At 36.3% G+C, this 15,947-nt stretch carries 15 protein-coding genes; 6 read left to right on the top strand and 9 right to left on the bottom strand.

Going from position 1 to position 15,947, the window contains the following annotated elements; all coding sequences use genetic code 11:
- Positions 1 to 15 precede the first annotated feature (15 nt).
- Positions 16 to 582 carry a DUF2911 domain-containing protein gene (locus LOK78_RS06710; protein WP_053972580.1) on the top strand — a complete coding sequence of 189 codons (567 nt, stop codon included), beginning with the start codon at positions 16 to 18 and terminating at the stop codon, positions 580 to 582.
- 4 nt (positions 583 to 586) lie between these two features.
- Here LOK78_RS06710 and LOK78_RS06705 read toward each other — a convergent pair whose 3' ends face one another.
- The gene (locus LOK78_RS06705) at positions 587 to 1,528 is read right to left on the bottom strand and encodes an NAD-dependent epimerase/dehydratase family protein (RefSeq protein ID WP_166959614.1); all 942 of its coding nucleotides are present in this window, start codon (positions 1,526 to 1,528) and stop codon (positions 587 to 589) included.
- Between the two features lie 90 nt (positions 1,529 to 1,618).
- On the opposite strand from LOK78_RS06705, the gene LOK78_RS06700 reads away from it, so the two are divergent.
- From LOK78_RS06700 to LOK78_RS06690, 3 genes are read left to right on the top strand one after another with little or no spacing between them, the layout of a single operon-like run.
- Positions 1,619 to 2,332: a glycosyltransferase family 2 protein gene (locus LOK78_RS06700; protein WP_232634398.1), complete on the top strand. Its 714-nt coding sequence runs from the start codon at positions 1,619 to 1,621 to the stop codon at positions 2,330 to 2,332.
- A complete protein-coding gene (locus LOK78_RS06695) occupies positions 2,332 to 2,958 on the top strand; it encodes a lipid-A-disaccharide synthase N-terminal domain-containing protein (RefSeq protein WP_053972458.1) in 627 nt (208 codons plus the stop codon). The genes LOK78_RS06700 and LOK78_RS06695 overlap by 1 nt, the downstream gene beginning before the upstream one ends.
- Complete coding sequence (locus LOK78_RS06690; protein WP_232634397.1) at positions 2,951 to 4,573, top strand: ArnT family glycosyltransferase; 1,623 nt, start codon at positions 2,951 to 2,953, stop codon at positions 4,571 to 4,573. Before LOK78_RS06695 ends, LOK78_RS06690 begins: the two co-directional genes overlap by 8 nt.
- Here LOK78_RS06690 and LOK78_RS06685 read toward each other — a convergent pair.
- The 3 genes from LOK78_RS06685 to LOK78_RS06675 are packed head-to-tail and all read right to left on the bottom strand — an operon-like array spanning position 4,570 to position 6,741.
- Positions 4,570 to 5,139 carry a phosphatase PAP2 family protein gene (locus LOK78_RS06685; protein ID WP_232634396.1) on the bottom strand — a complete coding sequence of 190 codons (570 nt, stop codon included), beginning with the start codon at positions 5,137 to 5,139 and terminating at the stop codon, positions 4,570 to 4,572. The two genes, LOK78_RS06690 and LOK78_RS06685, sit on opposite strands and share 4 nt — an antisense overlap.
- Before the next feature lie 2 nt (positions 5,140 to 5,141).
- The gene (locus LOK78_RS06680) at positions 5,142 to 5,369 is read right to left on the bottom strand and encodes a DUF8828 family protein (RefSeq protein WP_053972455.1); all 228 of its coding nucleotides are present in this window, start codon (positions 5,367 to 5,369) and stop codon (positions 5,142 to 5,144) included.
- Complete coding sequence (locus tag LOK78_RS06675; protein WP_232634395.1) at positions 5,356 to 6,741, bottom strand: MATE family efflux transporter; 1,386 nt, start codon at positions 6,739 to 6,741, stop codon at positions 5,356 to 5,358. The genes LOK78_RS06680 and LOK78_RS06675 overlap by 14 nt, the downstream gene beginning before the upstream one ends.
- 111 nt (positions 6,742 to 6,852) lie before the next feature.
- On the opposite strand from LOK78_RS06675, the gene LOK78_RS06670 reads away from it, so the two are divergent.
- Positions 6,853 to 7,692: a DMT family transporter gene (locus LOK78_RS06670; protein WP_232634394.1), complete on the top strand. Its 840-nt coding sequence runs from the start codon at positions 6,853 to 6,855 to the stop codon at positions 7,690 to 7,692.
- Here LOK78_RS06670 and LOK78_RS06665 read toward each other — a convergent pair.
- The 3 genes from LOK78_RS06665 to mnmA are packed head-to-tail and all read right to left on the bottom strand — an operon-like array spanning position 7,679 to position 11,440.
- On the bottom strand, positions 7,679 to 8,623 hold the full coding sequence (locus tag LOK78_RS06665; protein WP_166959599.1) for an NAD(P)H-dependent flavin oxidoreductase: 945 nt from the start codon (positions 8,621 to 8,623) through the stop codon (positions 7,679 to 7,681). The two genes, LOK78_RS06670 and LOK78_RS06665, sit on opposite strands and share 14 nt — an antisense overlap.
- Positions 8,623 to 10,230 (bottom strand): S8 family serine peptidase, encoded by a 1,608-nt coding sequence (locus LOK78_RS06660; RefSeq protein WP_232634393.1) that lies wholly within the window; start codon positions 10,228 to 10,230, stop codon positions 8,623 to 8,625. Before LOK78_RS06660 ends, LOK78_RS06665 begins: the two co-directional genes overlap by 1 nt.
- Before the next feature lie 16 nt (positions 10,231 to 10,246).
- Positions 10,247 to 11,440: a tRNA 2-thiouridine(34) synthase MnmA gene (gene mnmA, locus LOK78_RS06655; protein WP_232634392.1), complete on the bottom strand. Its 1,194-nt coding sequence runs from the start codon at positions 11,438 to 11,440 to the stop codon at positions 10,247 to 10,249.
- 160 nt (positions 11,441 to 11,600) lie between these two features.
- Between mnmA and LOK78_RS06650 the strand changes: the two genes are divergently transcribed.
- Positions 11,601 to 13,025 (top strand): fasciclin domain-containing protein, encoded by a 1,425-nt coding sequence (locus LOK78_RS06650; RefSeq protein WP_232634391.1) that lies wholly within the window; start codon positions 11,601 to 11,603, stop codon positions 13,023 to 13,025.
- Between the two features lie 232 nt (positions 13,026 to 13,257).
- Here LOK78_RS06650 and LOK78_RS06645 read toward each other — a convergent pair whose 3' ends face one another.
- Both LOK78_RS06645 and yidC read right to left on the bottom strand, forming a co-directional pair.
- Positions 13,258 to 13,965, bottom strand: a complete 708-nt coding sequence (locus LOK78_RS06645) for a toxin-antitoxin system YwqK family antitoxin (RefSeq protein WP_232634390.1) — start codon at positions 13,963 to 13,965, stop codon at positions 13,258 to 13,260.
- Positions 13,966 to 14,037: 72 nt separating this feature from the next.
- Entirely contained in the window at positions 14,038 to 15,933 is a 1,896-nt protein-coding gene (gene yidC, locus LOK78_RS06640; protein ID WP_232634389.1) for a membrane protein insertase YidC, read from the bottom strand.
- Positions 15,934 to 15,947: the final 14 nt, after the last annotated feature.

Genomic DNA, 15,947 nt, shown 5'->3' with positions numbered 1-15,947 from the left:
AAAAATTTTTCTAAAATGAATAGATTTTTAAAGTGGGTCTTGTATTTCTTGGTTTTTGTAGCCGTTGGAACCTTTATATATGCCTATTTTGTGGATGATAGCTTGTTTCAAAAACGTCTAAGTCCTAAGGACACTGTTTCTTTGGTGAAAAACGATTTGAAAATGGAAGTGTTTTACAACAGACCTTCCAAAAGAGGTCGTGAAATTTTTGGGGGCTTAGTACCGTACGAAAAGGTATGGCGTACAGGGGCGAATGAAGCAACCACTTTTAAAACAAACAAAGCTTTAAAAATCAAAAATGATTCCCTTCCCGCAGGAAAATATACCCTTTGGACCATCCCTAATGATTCAACTTGGCATGTCATGTTTAACTCCAAAGATTATCCTTGGGGTGTTGATATGGAAATGAATCCAATGAGAGAACCTCAATTTGATGTAGTAAATGTGGAAGTTCCTGTTGAAATGATTAATACCACTGTTGAGGAATTTACTATTGGTTTTGATAATTCTTTAGATGATTTATCGCTAACCATGGTTTGGGATGACATCAAGGTGGCAGTCCCTATTGAAACCTACAACTAATTCCTTAAGAAAAATATTTTTTATACCAGGCAACCTGCTGTTCAACAGCTTCTAAAAGTGTTGTTTGCGGATTGTAATCTAACAATTTTCTTGCTTTATCAATATTAGCTTTAGTTCGTAATTGGTCTCCTGGACGCTTTGGAATAACATTAATTTCAATTTGCTTACCAAGCACCTTTTCTACGGCTTCAATACCTTCTTGTGTAGTATGTTCAACCTCAGTACCTAGATTAATAACCTCACCATCTACTTGAGATTCTTTACCAATAACGCTAACCACGCCATCAACAATGTCACCAACATAGGTAAAGCTTCTTAAATGCTTATCACTACCTTCAAAAAGAGGGAAAGCCTCGTCATTCAAACCGTTGGCAATTAATTTAGTATACATCTTCTCAGGACGCTCCCTTGGACCAATCACTGAATACAATCTCAAGGAACATGCTTTCATTTGTTTTTCCCTGGACTTCTGAAGCACTAATTGTTCGGCAGCCAATTTAGTGACACCATAATGGGAAGCTGGCTTGGGAGCACGCTCTTCTGGGTAGGTTGCCTCCAAACCATAAATGGAAGAAGTACCAATATTTACAAACATTTTCAAATTGGGCAATTGCAACGCATAATCAATCAGATTTTTTGTTGCAATAATATTGTTTGAAAAATAATCTTCGAAGGTAGATGTTGACGAAATTCCTGGTTGAGCTGCATAATGAAATATGTATTCCACATCCGTAGGTAACTTCTCAATTAAATTAGCTTCTCTTAAATCTAATTGTAATACTGAAATTCCTAAATCATTAAGAGCTTTTTCATTCAGTTTTTTTAATTCCTCACTATAATAAGGAGAGAAATTATCAACCCCAATAACTTGATGCCCCAATTTTTGAAGCCTTTCCGAAGTATGTGAGCCTATAAACCCAACAGCCCCTGTAACAAGAATTTTCATAATGATTGATTGTCTAACAAAGAAACATTTTTTTTTCTAAAGAATATAATTATTCAAAAAAGAATACTTTTGTAACGTAACTAATATTTCATGACATACGAGTTCACCATTATTGTTCCTGTTTATAATGAAGAAGCCAATTTGAACCGAGTTGAAAAGGAACTTTCTGATTATTCAAAAATAGCCTCAAAACCCACAAAAATTCTTTTTGTTAACGATGGATCTAAAGACCGAAGTCAAGATATTATTGAGGATATCTGTTCAAGACAACCTAATTTTCAATACATTTCTTTTGCTGAAAACAGAGGCCTAAGTGCTGCAATTAAGGCTGGATTTGATCATGTGGACACGCCTCTATTGGGATATATTGATTCTGATTTACAGACAGCTCCAGAGGATTTCAACCTATTATTGGAACATATCGGGTCTTATGACCTAGTGACAGGTGTTCGTTCCGATAGAAAAGATTCCTTTGTAAAAAATATGTCCTCCAAAATTGCCAACGGCATTAGAAGATCTTTCACTCATGATGGCATGGACGACACCGGATGTCCGCTTAAAGTGATTAAAACAGAATATGCTAAACGCATCCCAATGTTTCGAGGGTTACACCGCTTTCTACCGGCGATGATTTTGTTGCAACATGGGACAATCAAGCAAATTCCGGTGCGACATTTCCCAAGGATAGCGGGTACAGCTAATTTTGGACTTTGGAACAGATTATTGGGTCCTTTAATGGATTGTTTTGCCTATTTATGGATGAAGAAAAAATACATTAATTATACGGTAGCCAAAAAAGGATAATGGAAAATCATTGGTTGGTATATAGCGTTGGATTTTTGGCTCAAATATTATTTTCCTCCCGATTGATCATCCAATGGATCACTTCTGAAAAGCAAAAACGAGTCATAACACCTAGTTTGTTTTGGGTGCTGAGTTTGATCGCTTCTTTTCTGTTATTTGTTTATGGGTATCTCAGAAATGATTTTGCCATAATGTTGGGCCAAGCCCTCACCTATTACATCTACATAAGAAATTTACAATTACAGGGGCATTGGAATAAATTACCTAGACTAGGGAGATGGATTTTATGGATTTTCCCAGGATTGATTGTCATTTATTATTATAACAATAACATCATTGATATTGAACGGTTATTTCAAAATGAGAGCATCCCATTATGGTTGTTAACACTTGGTATAATTTCGCAAACTGTTTTCACTTTTCGATTTATTTATCAATGGCTATATTCCGAAAAAAATAAGGAATCTTCCCTGCCTTTAGGATTTTGGATTTTGAGCATCACAGGATCTTTGTTAATTTTAAGTTATGCCATCTTTAGAAAAGACCCTGTTTTATTTGTTGGGCATTTGTTGGGAGCCATTATTTACACCAGAAATTTGATTATTCTTCATAAACAACATGACTGATTTTCTTAAAAAACATCCCATTTTAACCATTTGTCTTTTCACGGCAGTGATGCTTCTACCCAACCTACATGTCATGGATGTGACAATCATGGAGGCTAGAAATTTTATTTCCGCCAGAGAAATGGTCCAGGATGGCCATTGGCTGTTAACGACCATGAACGGTGAAGCTCGATATCAAAAACCTCCAATGCCCACATGGATAACAGCTGTTTCAGGTTCCCTATTTGGAATCAGCAGTGTTTACGCTTTACGACTTCCTACTGTATTTTTTGTCATGCTCATTGGTATATTTATCTATAAGATATCCCTTTTACTCGTGAAAAATAAATCACATAGTTTAAGAAACGGCCTTATTGGGGCAACTTCCTTTTATGTTATTGGAATCACCATGGAGGCACCTTGGGACATTTACACCCATGGTTTTATGATAGCTGGAATATATTTTTTAATTAAAATTTTCAGCTTCAATGATTTAAAAATAAAATGGATTGCTTTAGCCACCCTATTCCTAGGACTATCATTTTTATGCAAAGGTCCTGTTTCCTATTACGCTTTAATGTTGCCATTTCTAATCGCCTATGGATTTACCTATAAATATCAATGGTCTGGTAAATTAGTTTTAACCTTCCTTGGAATTTTAACCCTCTCTTTAGTCATTGGAGGTTGGTGGTTTATTTATGTAAGACAAGCAGACCCAGCTACTTTTGAATCGATTGCTACTAAAGAAACCTCCAATTGGGGAAGTTATAATGTAAGACCCTTTTACTATTATTGGAGCTTTTTTGTACAAAGTGGACTATGGACTATTCCAGCATTTATTAGCCTTTTATACCCTTATTTAAAATCACGCGTCTCTCATTTAAAAGCCTATCAATTTAGTTTACTTTGGACATTATTTGCCGTTGTATTACTTTCCATAATTCCAGAAAAAAAATCCAGATATTTAATGCCTGTTTTAATTCCATTGGCAATCAACATTGGGTTTTACATTCAGTATTTAATCACACATTTTAAGGAACTTAATAACAAAAAAGAAACAGTTCCTGTTTATTTCAATTTTGGACTTATTGGATTAATCGGACTCGCATTTCCCATTTTAGGATATATCCTTTTAAAGGGACATTTCCATTCCTATTGGATTTCTTACCTTTTGGCATCCTTAGTTCTTTTTGGACTGGGGCTCATGATTTATGTCTTTCTGATTAAGAAAAATATGAAAATGGTTTTTTATTTGACGGTTACGTTCTTTGCCGGTATTCTGGTTACGGCATTACCTTTAAGTAAAGCAACCACTACTGAAAATTTTAAGCCCATTTGGAATCTAAAAAATCAATTAGAATCGCAAAAGCTCAAACTTTATGGCAATAATGTCTCACCCGAAGTAATTTGGCATTACGGCACAACAATCCCATTTGCCGATTTGAATAACATGCCTAATGAAGAGGAATTTGGCTTTATCACAGGAACCTTAAGTGAATCTTCAATGGAGAAGATACAAGAACATTATACTATTGAAGAAAAAATGGTTTTTGATATGAACCGTGTGGAAGTTTCTTCAAGTCGTCACAATGACCGTTTGCGAAATGAATATTACTTGCTAAAAAGAAAACCTTAAAGTTGGTATTTCTTTCTAACAAACTCATTGAGCTTATAAAACATCCATCCGGCAAGTCCTCCAAAAATGAGACCACTAACCACATCCAAAGGGTAGTGAACCCCTATGTAAACTCTACTGTAGGCCATAAGTATTGCCCATAAAATCATAAGAGGCATAAGATATTTAAACCTACTTTTAAGGAGTAGACCACTAAAAATAGCTACTCCCATGGCATTAGACGCGTGTCCCGAAAAATACCCATAAGCACCACCGCAATACGATTTCACCAATCTCATTAAATCTATAAGACCTTCTTCATGACAAGGTCTAGGTCGCATAACATTGTGCTTAAAAAAATTGGACACTTGGTCTGTAAAAGTGACTAAAGCAGCAATAATAACCAAAGTCACCAAAAACATTTTCCAATGCTCTTTTTTGAATATGAAAAACACCAAAAGCGCATACAGGGGAATCCAATAGAATTTGGTGGTGTAAGCCATCCAAAATCCATCCCATCGCTCGGTACCAAGGCCGTTTAAAAATAAAAATAGCTGTTTATCTAATTCAATAATTTGATCTAACATATCTATTCTTCATAACGTTCTACTTCCCTATCATAAAAATCCATGGCCTGCTGAATTAAGTTTTCAGCCTCCATTTCTAGCTCTTCCTGATCATGTTGATCAAAATCCTCCAACCATTCAACATCATCATTTTCAAGATTAATAATGAATCTTGGAAAATCTGTATGAATCACAAAAATAGCATCAGGAAAATCGGTGTTATCACCAAGTAAAAATTTAGGAAGTTCCATGTTTTGTTTCGATTAATTTATTAGTTAAAAAGTGAAATCTAATATACAATAAAATTGCCGCCGATGTCAATCCGGCCAATAATCCAATCCAAATCCCTACACTTCCCAATCGGTCTTCTTTTCCCAAAAGTATCGACACAGGAAAACCGATAACCCAATAGGCTACAAAAGTGATAATGGTTGGAATTTTAACATCCTGCAACCCTCTAAGCGCACCCAAAACAACTACTTGTATGCTATCACTTATTTGAAAAACGGCTGCTACCAATAATAAGGTTGCTCCTATTTTTACCACTTCCAAATTGTCTTGCAGATTATTTAAATCACCAAGATCTACATACAGTCTTGGTAGGAATTGGTGCATGACCGTAAAAAATAGCCCAAATAGAATGGCAAATAAGGTTCCCATAATAAAAATAGAAAATGCAATTCTTTTGAGTTCGATATAATTTCCCAATCCTTTCTGGTTTCCAACGCGAATCATGGCAGCAACACTCAAACCTGTAGCCACCATAAAGGTCATGGATGATAAATTTAAGGCTATTTGGTTGGCAGCCTGTGGGTTCTTGCCCAATAAACCACTTAACCAGATAGCTGCTGTAAAAATCGCCACCTCAAAAAACATCTGCATGGAACTGGGAGCGCCCAAATGAATAATTTTTTTCAACATCAAACGATCCAATTGGAAAAACTTGATTTGGATGACATAATTAACTGATTTATTGTTTTTAGTTAATAACCACCAAAGCAATACAACCAATACAAACCGAGAAATAAGGGTGCCATAGGCAGCACCTACAATTCCCATCGCTGGAAAACCAAATTTTCCAAAAATAAGAATGTAATTAAAAAATACATTGACCACATTGGCGAGCAACGTGGCATACATGGGATACTTTGTTAATGAAAGTCCATCACTGAATTGTTTAAAGGCTTGAAAGACCACCAGTGGAATTAAGGAAAAAGCCACCAAATCCAAATAGGGAATTGCATAAGCTACAACCTCTTCTGGCTGGTTCATTAAATACATAATGGGTTTGGCAAAAAATACCATTAAAAACAGACTGATACCCAAAACGGTACACAAAAACAACCCATGTTTAAATGAGGATTTTCCCTGCGCAAAATTTTTAGCTGTATCCGCCTCGGCAACCAATGGGGTAATAGCAGTAGAGAAACCTATACCCAAAGACATGGCAATAAACATAAAACTATTACCTAAAGAAACGGCAGCTAATTCTGCGGTTCCTAATTGCCCTACCATGATGTTGTCTATAAAGCTCACAAAAGTGTGACCTAGCATACCCAACATTACTGGAGCCGCCAATTTCCAGTTGTATTTAAATTCTTTGGTGTAGTTTTCTAAAACCATTGTGCAAAAGTAAGAGATAGTATTTGTTTTCCCTCTCTTTCCTCCTTATTAATTAGAATTTCCCAATTACCACATTTTTTAATTATGTAACTTCGCTTGAAATTCCAAAAAATGCCAAAAAAAGCCATCCTATTCATGATTATAAGTGCATTAGCATTTACACTGATGAATATCACTGCTAAAAAAATGGCCCATTATTCTCCTTTTCAAATGGTATTTTTTAGATCATTAGGAACCTTAGTATTCACTTCGTCCTACCTCGTCTATAATAAAATCAATTACTGGGGAACCCATAAAAAATTATTGTTTTTTAGGTCTATCGCGGGTATGACCTCCATGTTATTGTTCTTTACATCCTTATCCTACCTTCCCGTAGGAACAGCAGTTACCCTAAGGTATCTTTCCCCCATTTTTGCCGCTATTTTTTCAGTTTTTCTGATAAAGGAAAAAATTGTTCCCATTCGCTGGCTATTTTTCATTCTTGCCTTTGTGGGAGTACTCATCTTAAAGCTTACCGATCTTCAATTTAACATAATTGGCTTAGTAGTCATTATAGGATCAGCAGTTTGTGGTGGACTGGTTTACAATTCCATTAAGTTAATTGGTGACAAGGAGCATCCTTATACCATTGTCAATCATTTCATGCTGCTTTGTGCCCTTGTTGGCGGTATGGTTTCCATATTCCACTGGAAGCCTATACAGAGTGAAGATTATATACCATTGTTGAGCTTAGGTCTCTATGGATATGTTGGACAATTAAACATGACCAAAGCATTTCAATTGGGAGAAATAAATAAGGTGGCCCCAATAAAGTACACCGAAGCCATTTTTACCTTGCTCATTGGAATTTCATTTTTTGGAGACAGTTACTCCCTTTGGAGTCTGATCGGCATGGGTTTGATCATAACCGCTTTACTATTGAACCTGCTTTTTAAACCTAAAGGTTCTTAACTTCATTTTTGGCACGTTCAAATTCAGAAATCATATCATCTACAATTTCTGATACAGGTTTGATATCGTGAATCAATCCTGCAATCTGTCCGATTTCGAGTTCGCCATCTTCTAAATCGCCTTCAAACATACCTCTTTTTGATCGAGCTCTTCCCAAAAGTTCCTTGAGCTGTTCTACAGTTGGTGCTTGTTTATAAAGTTCTTGAACGTCGTTAAAGAATTTATTTTTGATCAACCTGACAGGAGCCAATTCCTTCAATGTTAACATGGTATCCCCTTCCTTGGTGTTTACGACCACTTCTTTGAAAGCTGGATGCGCCGAACTTTCTTCACTCGCCACAAATCGGCTCCCTACCTGTACACCATCTGCTCCCAATACCATAGCTGCCAACATAGCTTTACCCGTGGCAATACCACCAGCTGCTATCAAAGGAATTTCCAACTGCTCTTTTACCATAGGAATCAAGGTTAAAGTAGTGGTTTCATCACGACCATTATGTCCACCAGCTTCAAAACCTTCGGCCACGATAGCATTCACTCCAGCTTCTTGAGCCTTGAGGGCAAACTTCACACTACTTACCACATGAACCACCGTAATTCCCTTTTCTTGAAGCCATGAGGTCCAGGTCCTAGGGTTACCAGCTGATGTAAAAACGATTTTCACACCTTCCTCCACGATAATGTTCATGATTTCTTCTATGTTGGGGTATAGCATAGGCACATTCACCCCAAAAGGTTTATCCGTTGCTTGTTTGCATTTTTGAATGTGTTCTCTTAAAACATCGGGATACATACTCCCCGCCCCAATTAAACCTAAGATACCAGAATTGCTTGCAGCAGATGCTAACCTCCAACCACTATTCCAGATCATTCCAGCCTGTATAATGGGGTATTGAATTCCAAAAAGTTGTGTGATTCTATTTTGAGACATTAATCTTTAACGAGTTTGATGGTTTTATGATAATTTCCAGACTCTAACTGTAATAGATAAATACCACGATCCAAATGCTTCACATTAATGCTATTATTGGTGTTGGTAAGTTTTTGTTGCATCACCATTTTACCCAAGACATTATAAAGTTTTATTGAGGCCGAAGCCCACTCATCGGGTAAATAAATATTCAAATTAGCCTTTACTGGATTGGGATATACCTTAACTTCCGGAAGGTTAATAGTATTATTATCAGTGGACAAGGCTAAATTTAAGGCTAGTGATAAATCAGGGATACCATAACCCAATAAATAATCTGGGGAGTCAAATTGTGAGGCCGATTCCCTAACTAATTGCATAATCTCACCATTATCTAAATCTGGTAAGGCTTGCCATAAACAAGCGATTCCCCCTGCTAAAATAGGAGAACTAAATGAGGTACCGCTAGCAGTTACAATTTGATCATTAGAATTTATTACAGTAGAGCTTTGACCCTGAGCGGCTACATCGGGTTTGATGACCGGTTGAAAATCACTTCCTTGACTACTAAAGAGTGCATAAACACCACTGGAATTAACAGCTCCAATTGAAAACACAAATTCAGAATCTGCGGGTGCATTAACTCCATTTTCACCAGCGTTACCCGCCGAATTCACAATAAGAAGTCCTTTTTCAAACCCTATGTTGGCTCCTTGTGTAATGAAAGCTGTCTCGCCATCCATCTCTTCAGAGCTATAATTATAGGCTGCATTATCATAATAATCTTTGTACCCCAAAGAGGAATTTACTAAATCAACTCCTAAACTGTCGGCACGTTCCAAAGCTTCTACCCACAAACTTTCTTCTACTGGGTTTTCATTTGGGGCATTTTCAGTTCGAAATAAATAATACTCAGCATCAGGCGCTGTACCTACAAATTGATCTTCTACATAACCTGCCATATCGCTTAAAACCAAAGTACCATGTGAACTGGAGGTATTGGCATAAACATCTTCATTTCTATCATAAAAATCATATCCTCCTAAAATGCCATTATTGGTTCTTAACCTATCAAAACCATCCATGGTATCAACGTTGGGAAAGCCTGCATCTATAACGGCGATAACCATTCCCGCTCCCGTGAAATCCATTTCATGAAGCACATCTCCATTAAACATTTCAATTTGATTTCCTGAATTGCCATAAACAAAATCAACCATCACTTCCTCAGTTTCAAATTTGTTAGATATTTCACCTGGTCGTGCATTCAAACTACCATCGGCATAAACGATTTCATCTACAATTTCTAAACTCAGAAGCTCTGATATGGCCTCAAACTCTCCTCTTACATGAACACAGTTCATCCATTTGGATTTGGCTAAAATCGTAATACCGTCTTGATTTTTGATTTCGGATATGTAAGATTCAGTAACTGGAACATCACGGGCATCAATAAGCACGCCATGAGCAGCCTTTCTATCGATGGCTCTTTGAGTTAAAATGCTAATAGGATTTGCTATAGACTCAGTAACATTTTCTTTATCCACAAAATAAACCCAAGCATCTTGTTGGGCAAAATTAGATATACTGAAAATACAAAAAATGAATAGTGTAATTTTTCTCATCATAAGCGTTTAATTCAATTTAGGATATCACTCCAGATCCAATCAACTCATCACCAAGATACCATGCAGCAAACTGTCCCTCTGTTATAGCCGATTGTGGCTCAACAAACTCTATATATAATCCTGAATCCACTTGATATAATTTGGCTTCCTGAAGTTTTTGTCGATATCTTATCCTAGCCATAACTTTCATAGGACCATCAATAGGTAGCTTTAAATCTTCCCGTACCCAATGCACTTCATCATTTTTAATAAAAAGAGCTCTTTTAAATAGGCCTGGATGCGATTTCCCTTGCCCGGTAAAAATGATATTCTCTTTGACATCGGTATCTATAACGAAAAGTGGTTCAGTTGTTCCACCAACGGCTAGTCCTTTTCTTTGGCCTTTAGTAAAAAAGTGAGCCCCTTGATGTTTGCCAACAACCTTGCCATCGGTTAAGGCAAAATGATGCTTTCTAGATAAATAAGCCAACTTTTCTTCTTCTGAATTGAAATCTACAGACTCCTGAAGAAACTTCTCATCATTCTCCGGAATTTCAACAATAACGCCTTCTTTTGGTTTTAACTGTTGTTGGAGAAAATCGGGCAATCTAACCTTTCCTATGAAACATAACCCTTGAGAGTCCTTTTTATCTGCTGTAATGAGATCTAAACGTGATGCTATTTCCCTAACCTCTGGTTTTGTTAATTCTCCTATAGGGAATAAAGAACGTGATAGTTGCTCTTGACTCAACTGACAAAGAAAATAGGATTGATCTTTATTAGAGTCCACTCCTGCCAATAGTTGATAGATTTCTTTTCCATCTTGTACCAAAGTTCCTTTTCTACAATAGTGACCAGTTGCAACGTAGTCTGCTCCAAGTTCTAAGGCAATCTTCAAGAACACATCAAACTTAATTTCTCTATTACAAAGAACGTCCGGATTTGGGGTTCTTCCTTGTTCATACTCATTGAACATATAATCGACAATCCGTTCCTTATACTGTTCACTTAAATCTACAGTTTGAAATGGGATCCCCAATTTATCAGCCACTAACATGGCATCATTACTATCATCTAACCATGGGCATTCATTTGAAATAGTTACAGATTCATCATGCCAATTCTTCATAAATAAGCCGATAACCTCATAACCCTGCTCTTTTAACAAGTATGCCGCTACACTGGAGTCAACACCTCCAGACAATCCAACTATGACTCTTTTTCCTTCCATATTTAAGTGCAAAGATACATTTTTTAAACATCAAATTTGGACTCCTCTAGAAATCCAAAATTTAAAACTGTTTAAGTTTTTTATAATTTATTAAACATTTAACATCTTTTTGTTTAATCTTTTCTTAAGTTTGTTGAACAACAATTTAAAATCACTGATTATGAAAACATTAAAACTATTAGCAATCTTATTTATTGCTCCTTTCCTCGTAACTAATTGTAGTGACGATGATGACATGACTCCAATTAACACTCCTACTCCTACGGCAACTACTATTGTTGATTTAGCTATAGATACACCTGAACTAAGTTCTCTTGTGGCAGCTTTGCAACAAGCTGATGGTGATTTGACCACCGTATTGAGTGGTGATGGACCCTTTACTGTCCTTGCACCAACTAATGCAGCCTTTGCAACCTTTTTAAGTGCAAACGGTTTTGCTTCCTTAGACGAGGTTCCTACTGATATCCTTTCAAAAATATTATTGAATCACGTTATTTCTGGAAATGTTATGTCCACCGATTTAGTAGCCTTGGGCGAAGGATATACCTCCACAAGTACCAATGGTGCAGGAGGAATGCCCATGAGTCTTTATTTTAATACAAGCAATGGTGTTATGTTCAATGGTATATCTTCAGTAGAACAAGCGGATATAGAAGCTTCAAACGGTACCATTCATATTGTGGATGCTGTGATAGGCTTACCAAATTTAGTTGACCATGCCTTGGCCAATCCTAACTTCACCAATTTGGTAGGAGCCCTATCAGCTGCAGATGGAGATCTTGTGGATGTCGTTGGCAACAATGGTCCGTTTACCATACTCGCTCCAGGTAACGATGCCTTCGGAACATATTTAACTAATACCGGTTTTGCTTCATTAGATGAAGTACCTACAGACATTTTGGCACAAGTGTTATTAAACCATGTCTTATCCGGAAGTATCTCATCTTCCAATTTAGTAGAAGCAGGGGCAGGTTACACGACCACAAGTGCTACCGCAGCACCAGATGGGAATGCTTTAAGTCTTTACTTTAATACAAGCGATGGTGTTAGTTTTAACGGTGTTTCTAACGTTGCTACACCTGATATTGTGGCGACCAATGGTATTATTCATGTTGTAGATGGTGTTATAGGATTACCAACTGTTGTTGATTTTGCTTTGGCAGATCCAAACTTTACCTCTTTAGTAAGCGCTTTAACTCGCGATGATTTGACTTTTGATTATGTAGGAGCTTTATCTACACCTAATGGAACTGCACCCGCACCTTTCACAGTATTCGCCCCTACAAATGATGCATTCGCTTCTTTATTAGACGAACTGGGAATCTCAGGCTTAAATGATATTTCTGAACCAGTTTTAAAAGCAACTTTAGATCACCATGCCGTAGCTCAAGCCAATGTATTATCCTCAGATTTAATGGATGGAATGACTATACCTACCTTAGGTGGAAATATCACCGCACAATTAGAAGGTGGTGCTGCCTTGGTAGATGCAAACGGAAGAATTTGCCATATAATAGCTGTGGATGTTCAAGCTTCTAATGGTGTAATACATGTTTTAGATAAGGTTGTTTTACCACCTTTATAAAAAATAACAGAATTAAAAACGCTGTTAATTAGATTGTTATATTATTTTCGATTAAATGCCTGATTAAAAATTTGGGTGTGATGTAACAATTACATATCTTCGGAATCGTTATTTTTAGGTAACTTCCCACAAATAGATTGATTAATAGCTTATTCAAAAATGTGATAATTGATACCTAAAAAAGAAAAGCTCCTTTTTCAAGGAGCTTTTTCTTTTAATAAATTTAATATACCTACTTTTTTTTATAAGGATTTTTACTAACTCTAGTGAAGTCTTTTTCCTCCTTCAATTCACCATTTTCGTAATATTTCCATATACCATCCTTTCTGTCATTTTTATATCTTCCTTCTTGAACTAACTGCCCAGAGCCATCATAAAATTTTGCCTCTCCATGCAATAATCCATCTTTGTAATGGTAGATCTTAGTCACCACCCCTTGATCTGAATACCATGTAGCCTTCCCGTCTACGTTTCCATTTTTAAACATGCGTTTTTCAGCAATGTTTCCATTGGTGAAATAAACAATGCTCTCTCCTTCTAATACACCTCGTTCATTATAATTCTCTCGGTTCATGACGGCATTTTTATCCTTATGATAATAAATCCATTCACCTGTATGAAGCTTTCCTTTCATTTTGCCCTCACTTATCTTTTTACCTTTCGATGAGTAAAAAGTCACCTTAGCCTTACCATCTGGCAAAAATTCACGAGTAGCAGCCAACACAGCCTTTCCATTGATGTTTTTATAATATTTAAAGGTTCCTACTTCTTTACCATGGTTAAATTCACCTTCATACCTTAGCACATCAGAGTCTTCAAACTTTTTCTTCCAAACTCCATGTCGCTGCCCTTTATCATCCATTTGGTTTATATCTTGGGCATTCAAAACCATCGTTCCCGTGAAGAAACATATTAATACCACAACAATTATTGATTTCATTCCTGTCATATTGTTCTCTTTTATATCCTTAAATAACAAAAAAGCTGCCAATTTATTTGACAGCTCCTTTAATTATTTTTTGCGATTCTGATTTCGTTGCTGTTGTTCCGCCTGTTCCATCATTTCCTTCATCTTCCTCTGGAACTTGCTTTCCTTTTTAGGCTGAGCCTTTTTAACTTGAATTTGTGCATGAATTTTATCTTCATCCAAAATGTAGTTTTTGATGACTATCATAATTCCAATACTAATCAAATTGGATATAAAGTAATACAAACTCAATCCCGAAGCATAGTTATTAAAGAACACCAACATTAATAAAGGAGAGAAATAAATCATCACCTTCATCATTTTCTGCATATCAGGCATCCCCTCTTGCTGTGGTTGTGACATGGCAGTCTGTTGGCCTGTTGTCATTTTCATGTAGAAGAAAATTGCAATAGCCGCCAAAATAGGGAACAAACTTACGTGCTCTCCGTAAAAAGGTATCTTAACAGGCAATTGAGCTACCACATCATAAGAAGATAAATCTTCTGCCCATAAGAAACTTTTCTGTCTCAAATCAAATGCAGATGGGAAAAACTGAAACAGTGCATAAAAAACCGGTAGCTGTATCAGAGCTGGCAAACACCCACTTAACGGACTGGCACCAACCTGAGTTTGTAAAGCCATAGTTTCTTGTTGGATTTTCATCTTATTATCCTTGTGCTTTTCTCTAATTTGATCCAATTCTGGTTTGATCACCTTTAATTTAGCTTGAGACAAGAACTGTTTGTACTGAACGAAAGACATCAAAAGTTTGATCAAAATGGTCATGACAATGATAGCTCCCCCATAAGGCAAAATAGTAATCAAGAAGTTAAATAGAGGGATAAATAAGTATCTATTGATCCAACCAAAAATACCCCAACCTAGTGGAATGGAATCTTCTAGGTCATAATCATAATTCTTTAGAACCTTGTGATCTGTAGGTCCAAAGTACAATTTCAAATTTTCATTCAATTCACCGGCATTTAAAGCCATAGGTATTTTAGAACCGAATGTTTTGGTAAATAGTGTATCAACATCCTCATCTTCCACCATATCTTCTGAAGTCAATTTTACAGACTTATATGGTTTTTCAGAAATTAAAATAGAACTAAAGAAGTGCTGTCTGTAAGATAACCAAGTTAAATCTTCTACACTTTCATCATCAGATCCTGTAGGTGATAATTTGCTAATTTTACCATCATCATGTTGATAGGTTAATCTCGTATATCGATTTTCATAACTGATACTCTTATCATTCCTGAAACCTTTAAGACTCCAATCCAAATTTACTTCTTGGGAGCCATTGATTACTTGGCTAAGCCCTTGCGATTGGATTGAAAAATCCATCATATAGTCATTGGGCTTCAGAACATATCGGTACTCTAAATACTTAGTTGCAGAAACCTTCAATTTCATTGAAACCACTGTATTCTCACCATTTTTGGTTACAGATGGTTCAAAATATAAATCTTTGGTGTTTAAAATTCTGCTATCAGTCGTTCCAAAATTAACATTAAAGGAGCTATTATTCTCTTTGATCAAGTAGATAGGAATGGAATCATAATCTACAAAAGGCTTTAGGCGTACTTCTTTTAAAAACCCACCCTTATTGCTGAATTTCAAATCCAATAACTCGGTTTCTACCTGCGTAAATTCATCCTTAGCCGATGGTAAAGTAGCTGAGTATGCAAATGCTCCCAGTTTATTTTGTAATTCCAAAAACTTTAGTGAATCTTGTGCACTAGCGGTCGAGAAATCTTCTGAAGTTGCAACTTTAGGCTCTTGTTCCTGTTGCTTTTTTTGTTGTTCTACCTGTTCTTGCTTTTGTTTAGCCTCCAACTCCTCTTGGGTTGGTGTTTGCATGTAGAACATGTACAATAAAATTCCGAAAATAAGTACAAACCCTATTATCGAATTAATGTCTAATTTCTTTTCTTCCATTTAAGTATAATTAG

This window comes from Mangrovimonas futianensis, assembly GCF_021245805.1.
In the GTDB taxonomy this organism is placed as follows: Bacteria; Bacteroidota; Bacteroidia; order Flavobacteriales; family Flavobacteriaceae; genus Mangrovimonas; species Mangrovimonas futianensis.
This window is presented reverse-complemented; position numbering and strand designations above follow the sequence as displayed.

Bases quoted from the DNA above. Each gene is read 5' to 3' on its own strand.
- LOK78_RS06710 (WP_053972580.1), top strand. From the start codon at position 16: ATGAATAGATTTTTAAAGTGGGTCTTGTATTTCTTGGTTTTTGTAGCC.
- LOK78_RS06705 (WP_166959614.1), bottom strand. From the start codon at position 1,528: ATGAAAATTCTTGTTACAGGGGCTGTTGGGTTTATAGGCTCACATACT.
- LOK78_RS06700 (WP_232634398.1), top strand. From the start codon at position 1,619: ATGACATACGAGTTCACCATTATTGTTCCTGTTTATAATGAAGAAGCC.
- LOK78_RS06695 (WP_053972458.1), top strand. From the start codon at position 2,332: ATGGAAAATCATTGGTTGGTATATAGCGTTGGATTTTTGGCTCAAATA.
- LOK78_RS06690 (WP_232634397.1), top strand. From the start codon at position 2,951: ATGACTGATTTTCTTAAAAAACATCCCATTTTAACCATTTGTCTTTTC.
- LOK78_RS06685 (WP_232634396.1), bottom strand. From the start codon at position 5,139: ATGTTAGATCAAATTATTGAATTAGATAAACAGCTATTTTTATTTTTA.
- LOK78_RS06680 (WP_053972455.1), bottom strand. From the start codon at position 5,369: ATGGAACTTCCTAAATTTTTACTTGGTGATAACACCGATTTTCCTGAT.
- LOK78_RS06675 (WP_232634395.1), bottom strand. From the start codon at position 6,741: ATGGTTTTAGAAAACTACACCAAAGAATTTAAATACAACTGGAAATTG.
- LOK78_RS06670 (WP_232634394.1), top strand. From the start codon at position 6,853: ATGCCAAAAAAAGCCATCCTATTCATGATTATAAGTGCATTAGCATTT.
- LOK78_RS06665 (WP_166959599.1), bottom strand. From the start codon at position 8,623: ATGTCTCAAAATAGAATCACACAACTTTTTGGAATTCAATACCCCATT.
- LOK78_RS06660 (WP_232634393.1), bottom strand. From the start codon at position 10,230: ATGATGAGAAAAATTACACTATTCATTTTTTGTATTTTCAGTATATCT.
- mnmA (WP_232634392.1), bottom strand. From the start codon at position 11,440: ATGGAAGGAAAAAGAGTCATAGTTGGATTGTCTGGAGGTGTTGACTCC.
- LOK78_RS06650 (WP_232634391.1), top strand. From the start codon at position 11,601: ATGAAAACATTAAAACTATTAGCAATCTTATTTATTGCTCCTTTCCTC.
- LOK78_RS06645 (WP_232634390.1), bottom strand. From the start codon at position 13,965: ATGAAATCAATAATTGTTGTGGTATTAATATGTTTCTTCACGGGAACG.
- yidC (WP_232634389.1), bottom strand. From the start codon at position 15,933: ATGGAAGAAAAGAAATTAGACATTAATTCGATAATAGGGTTTGTACTT.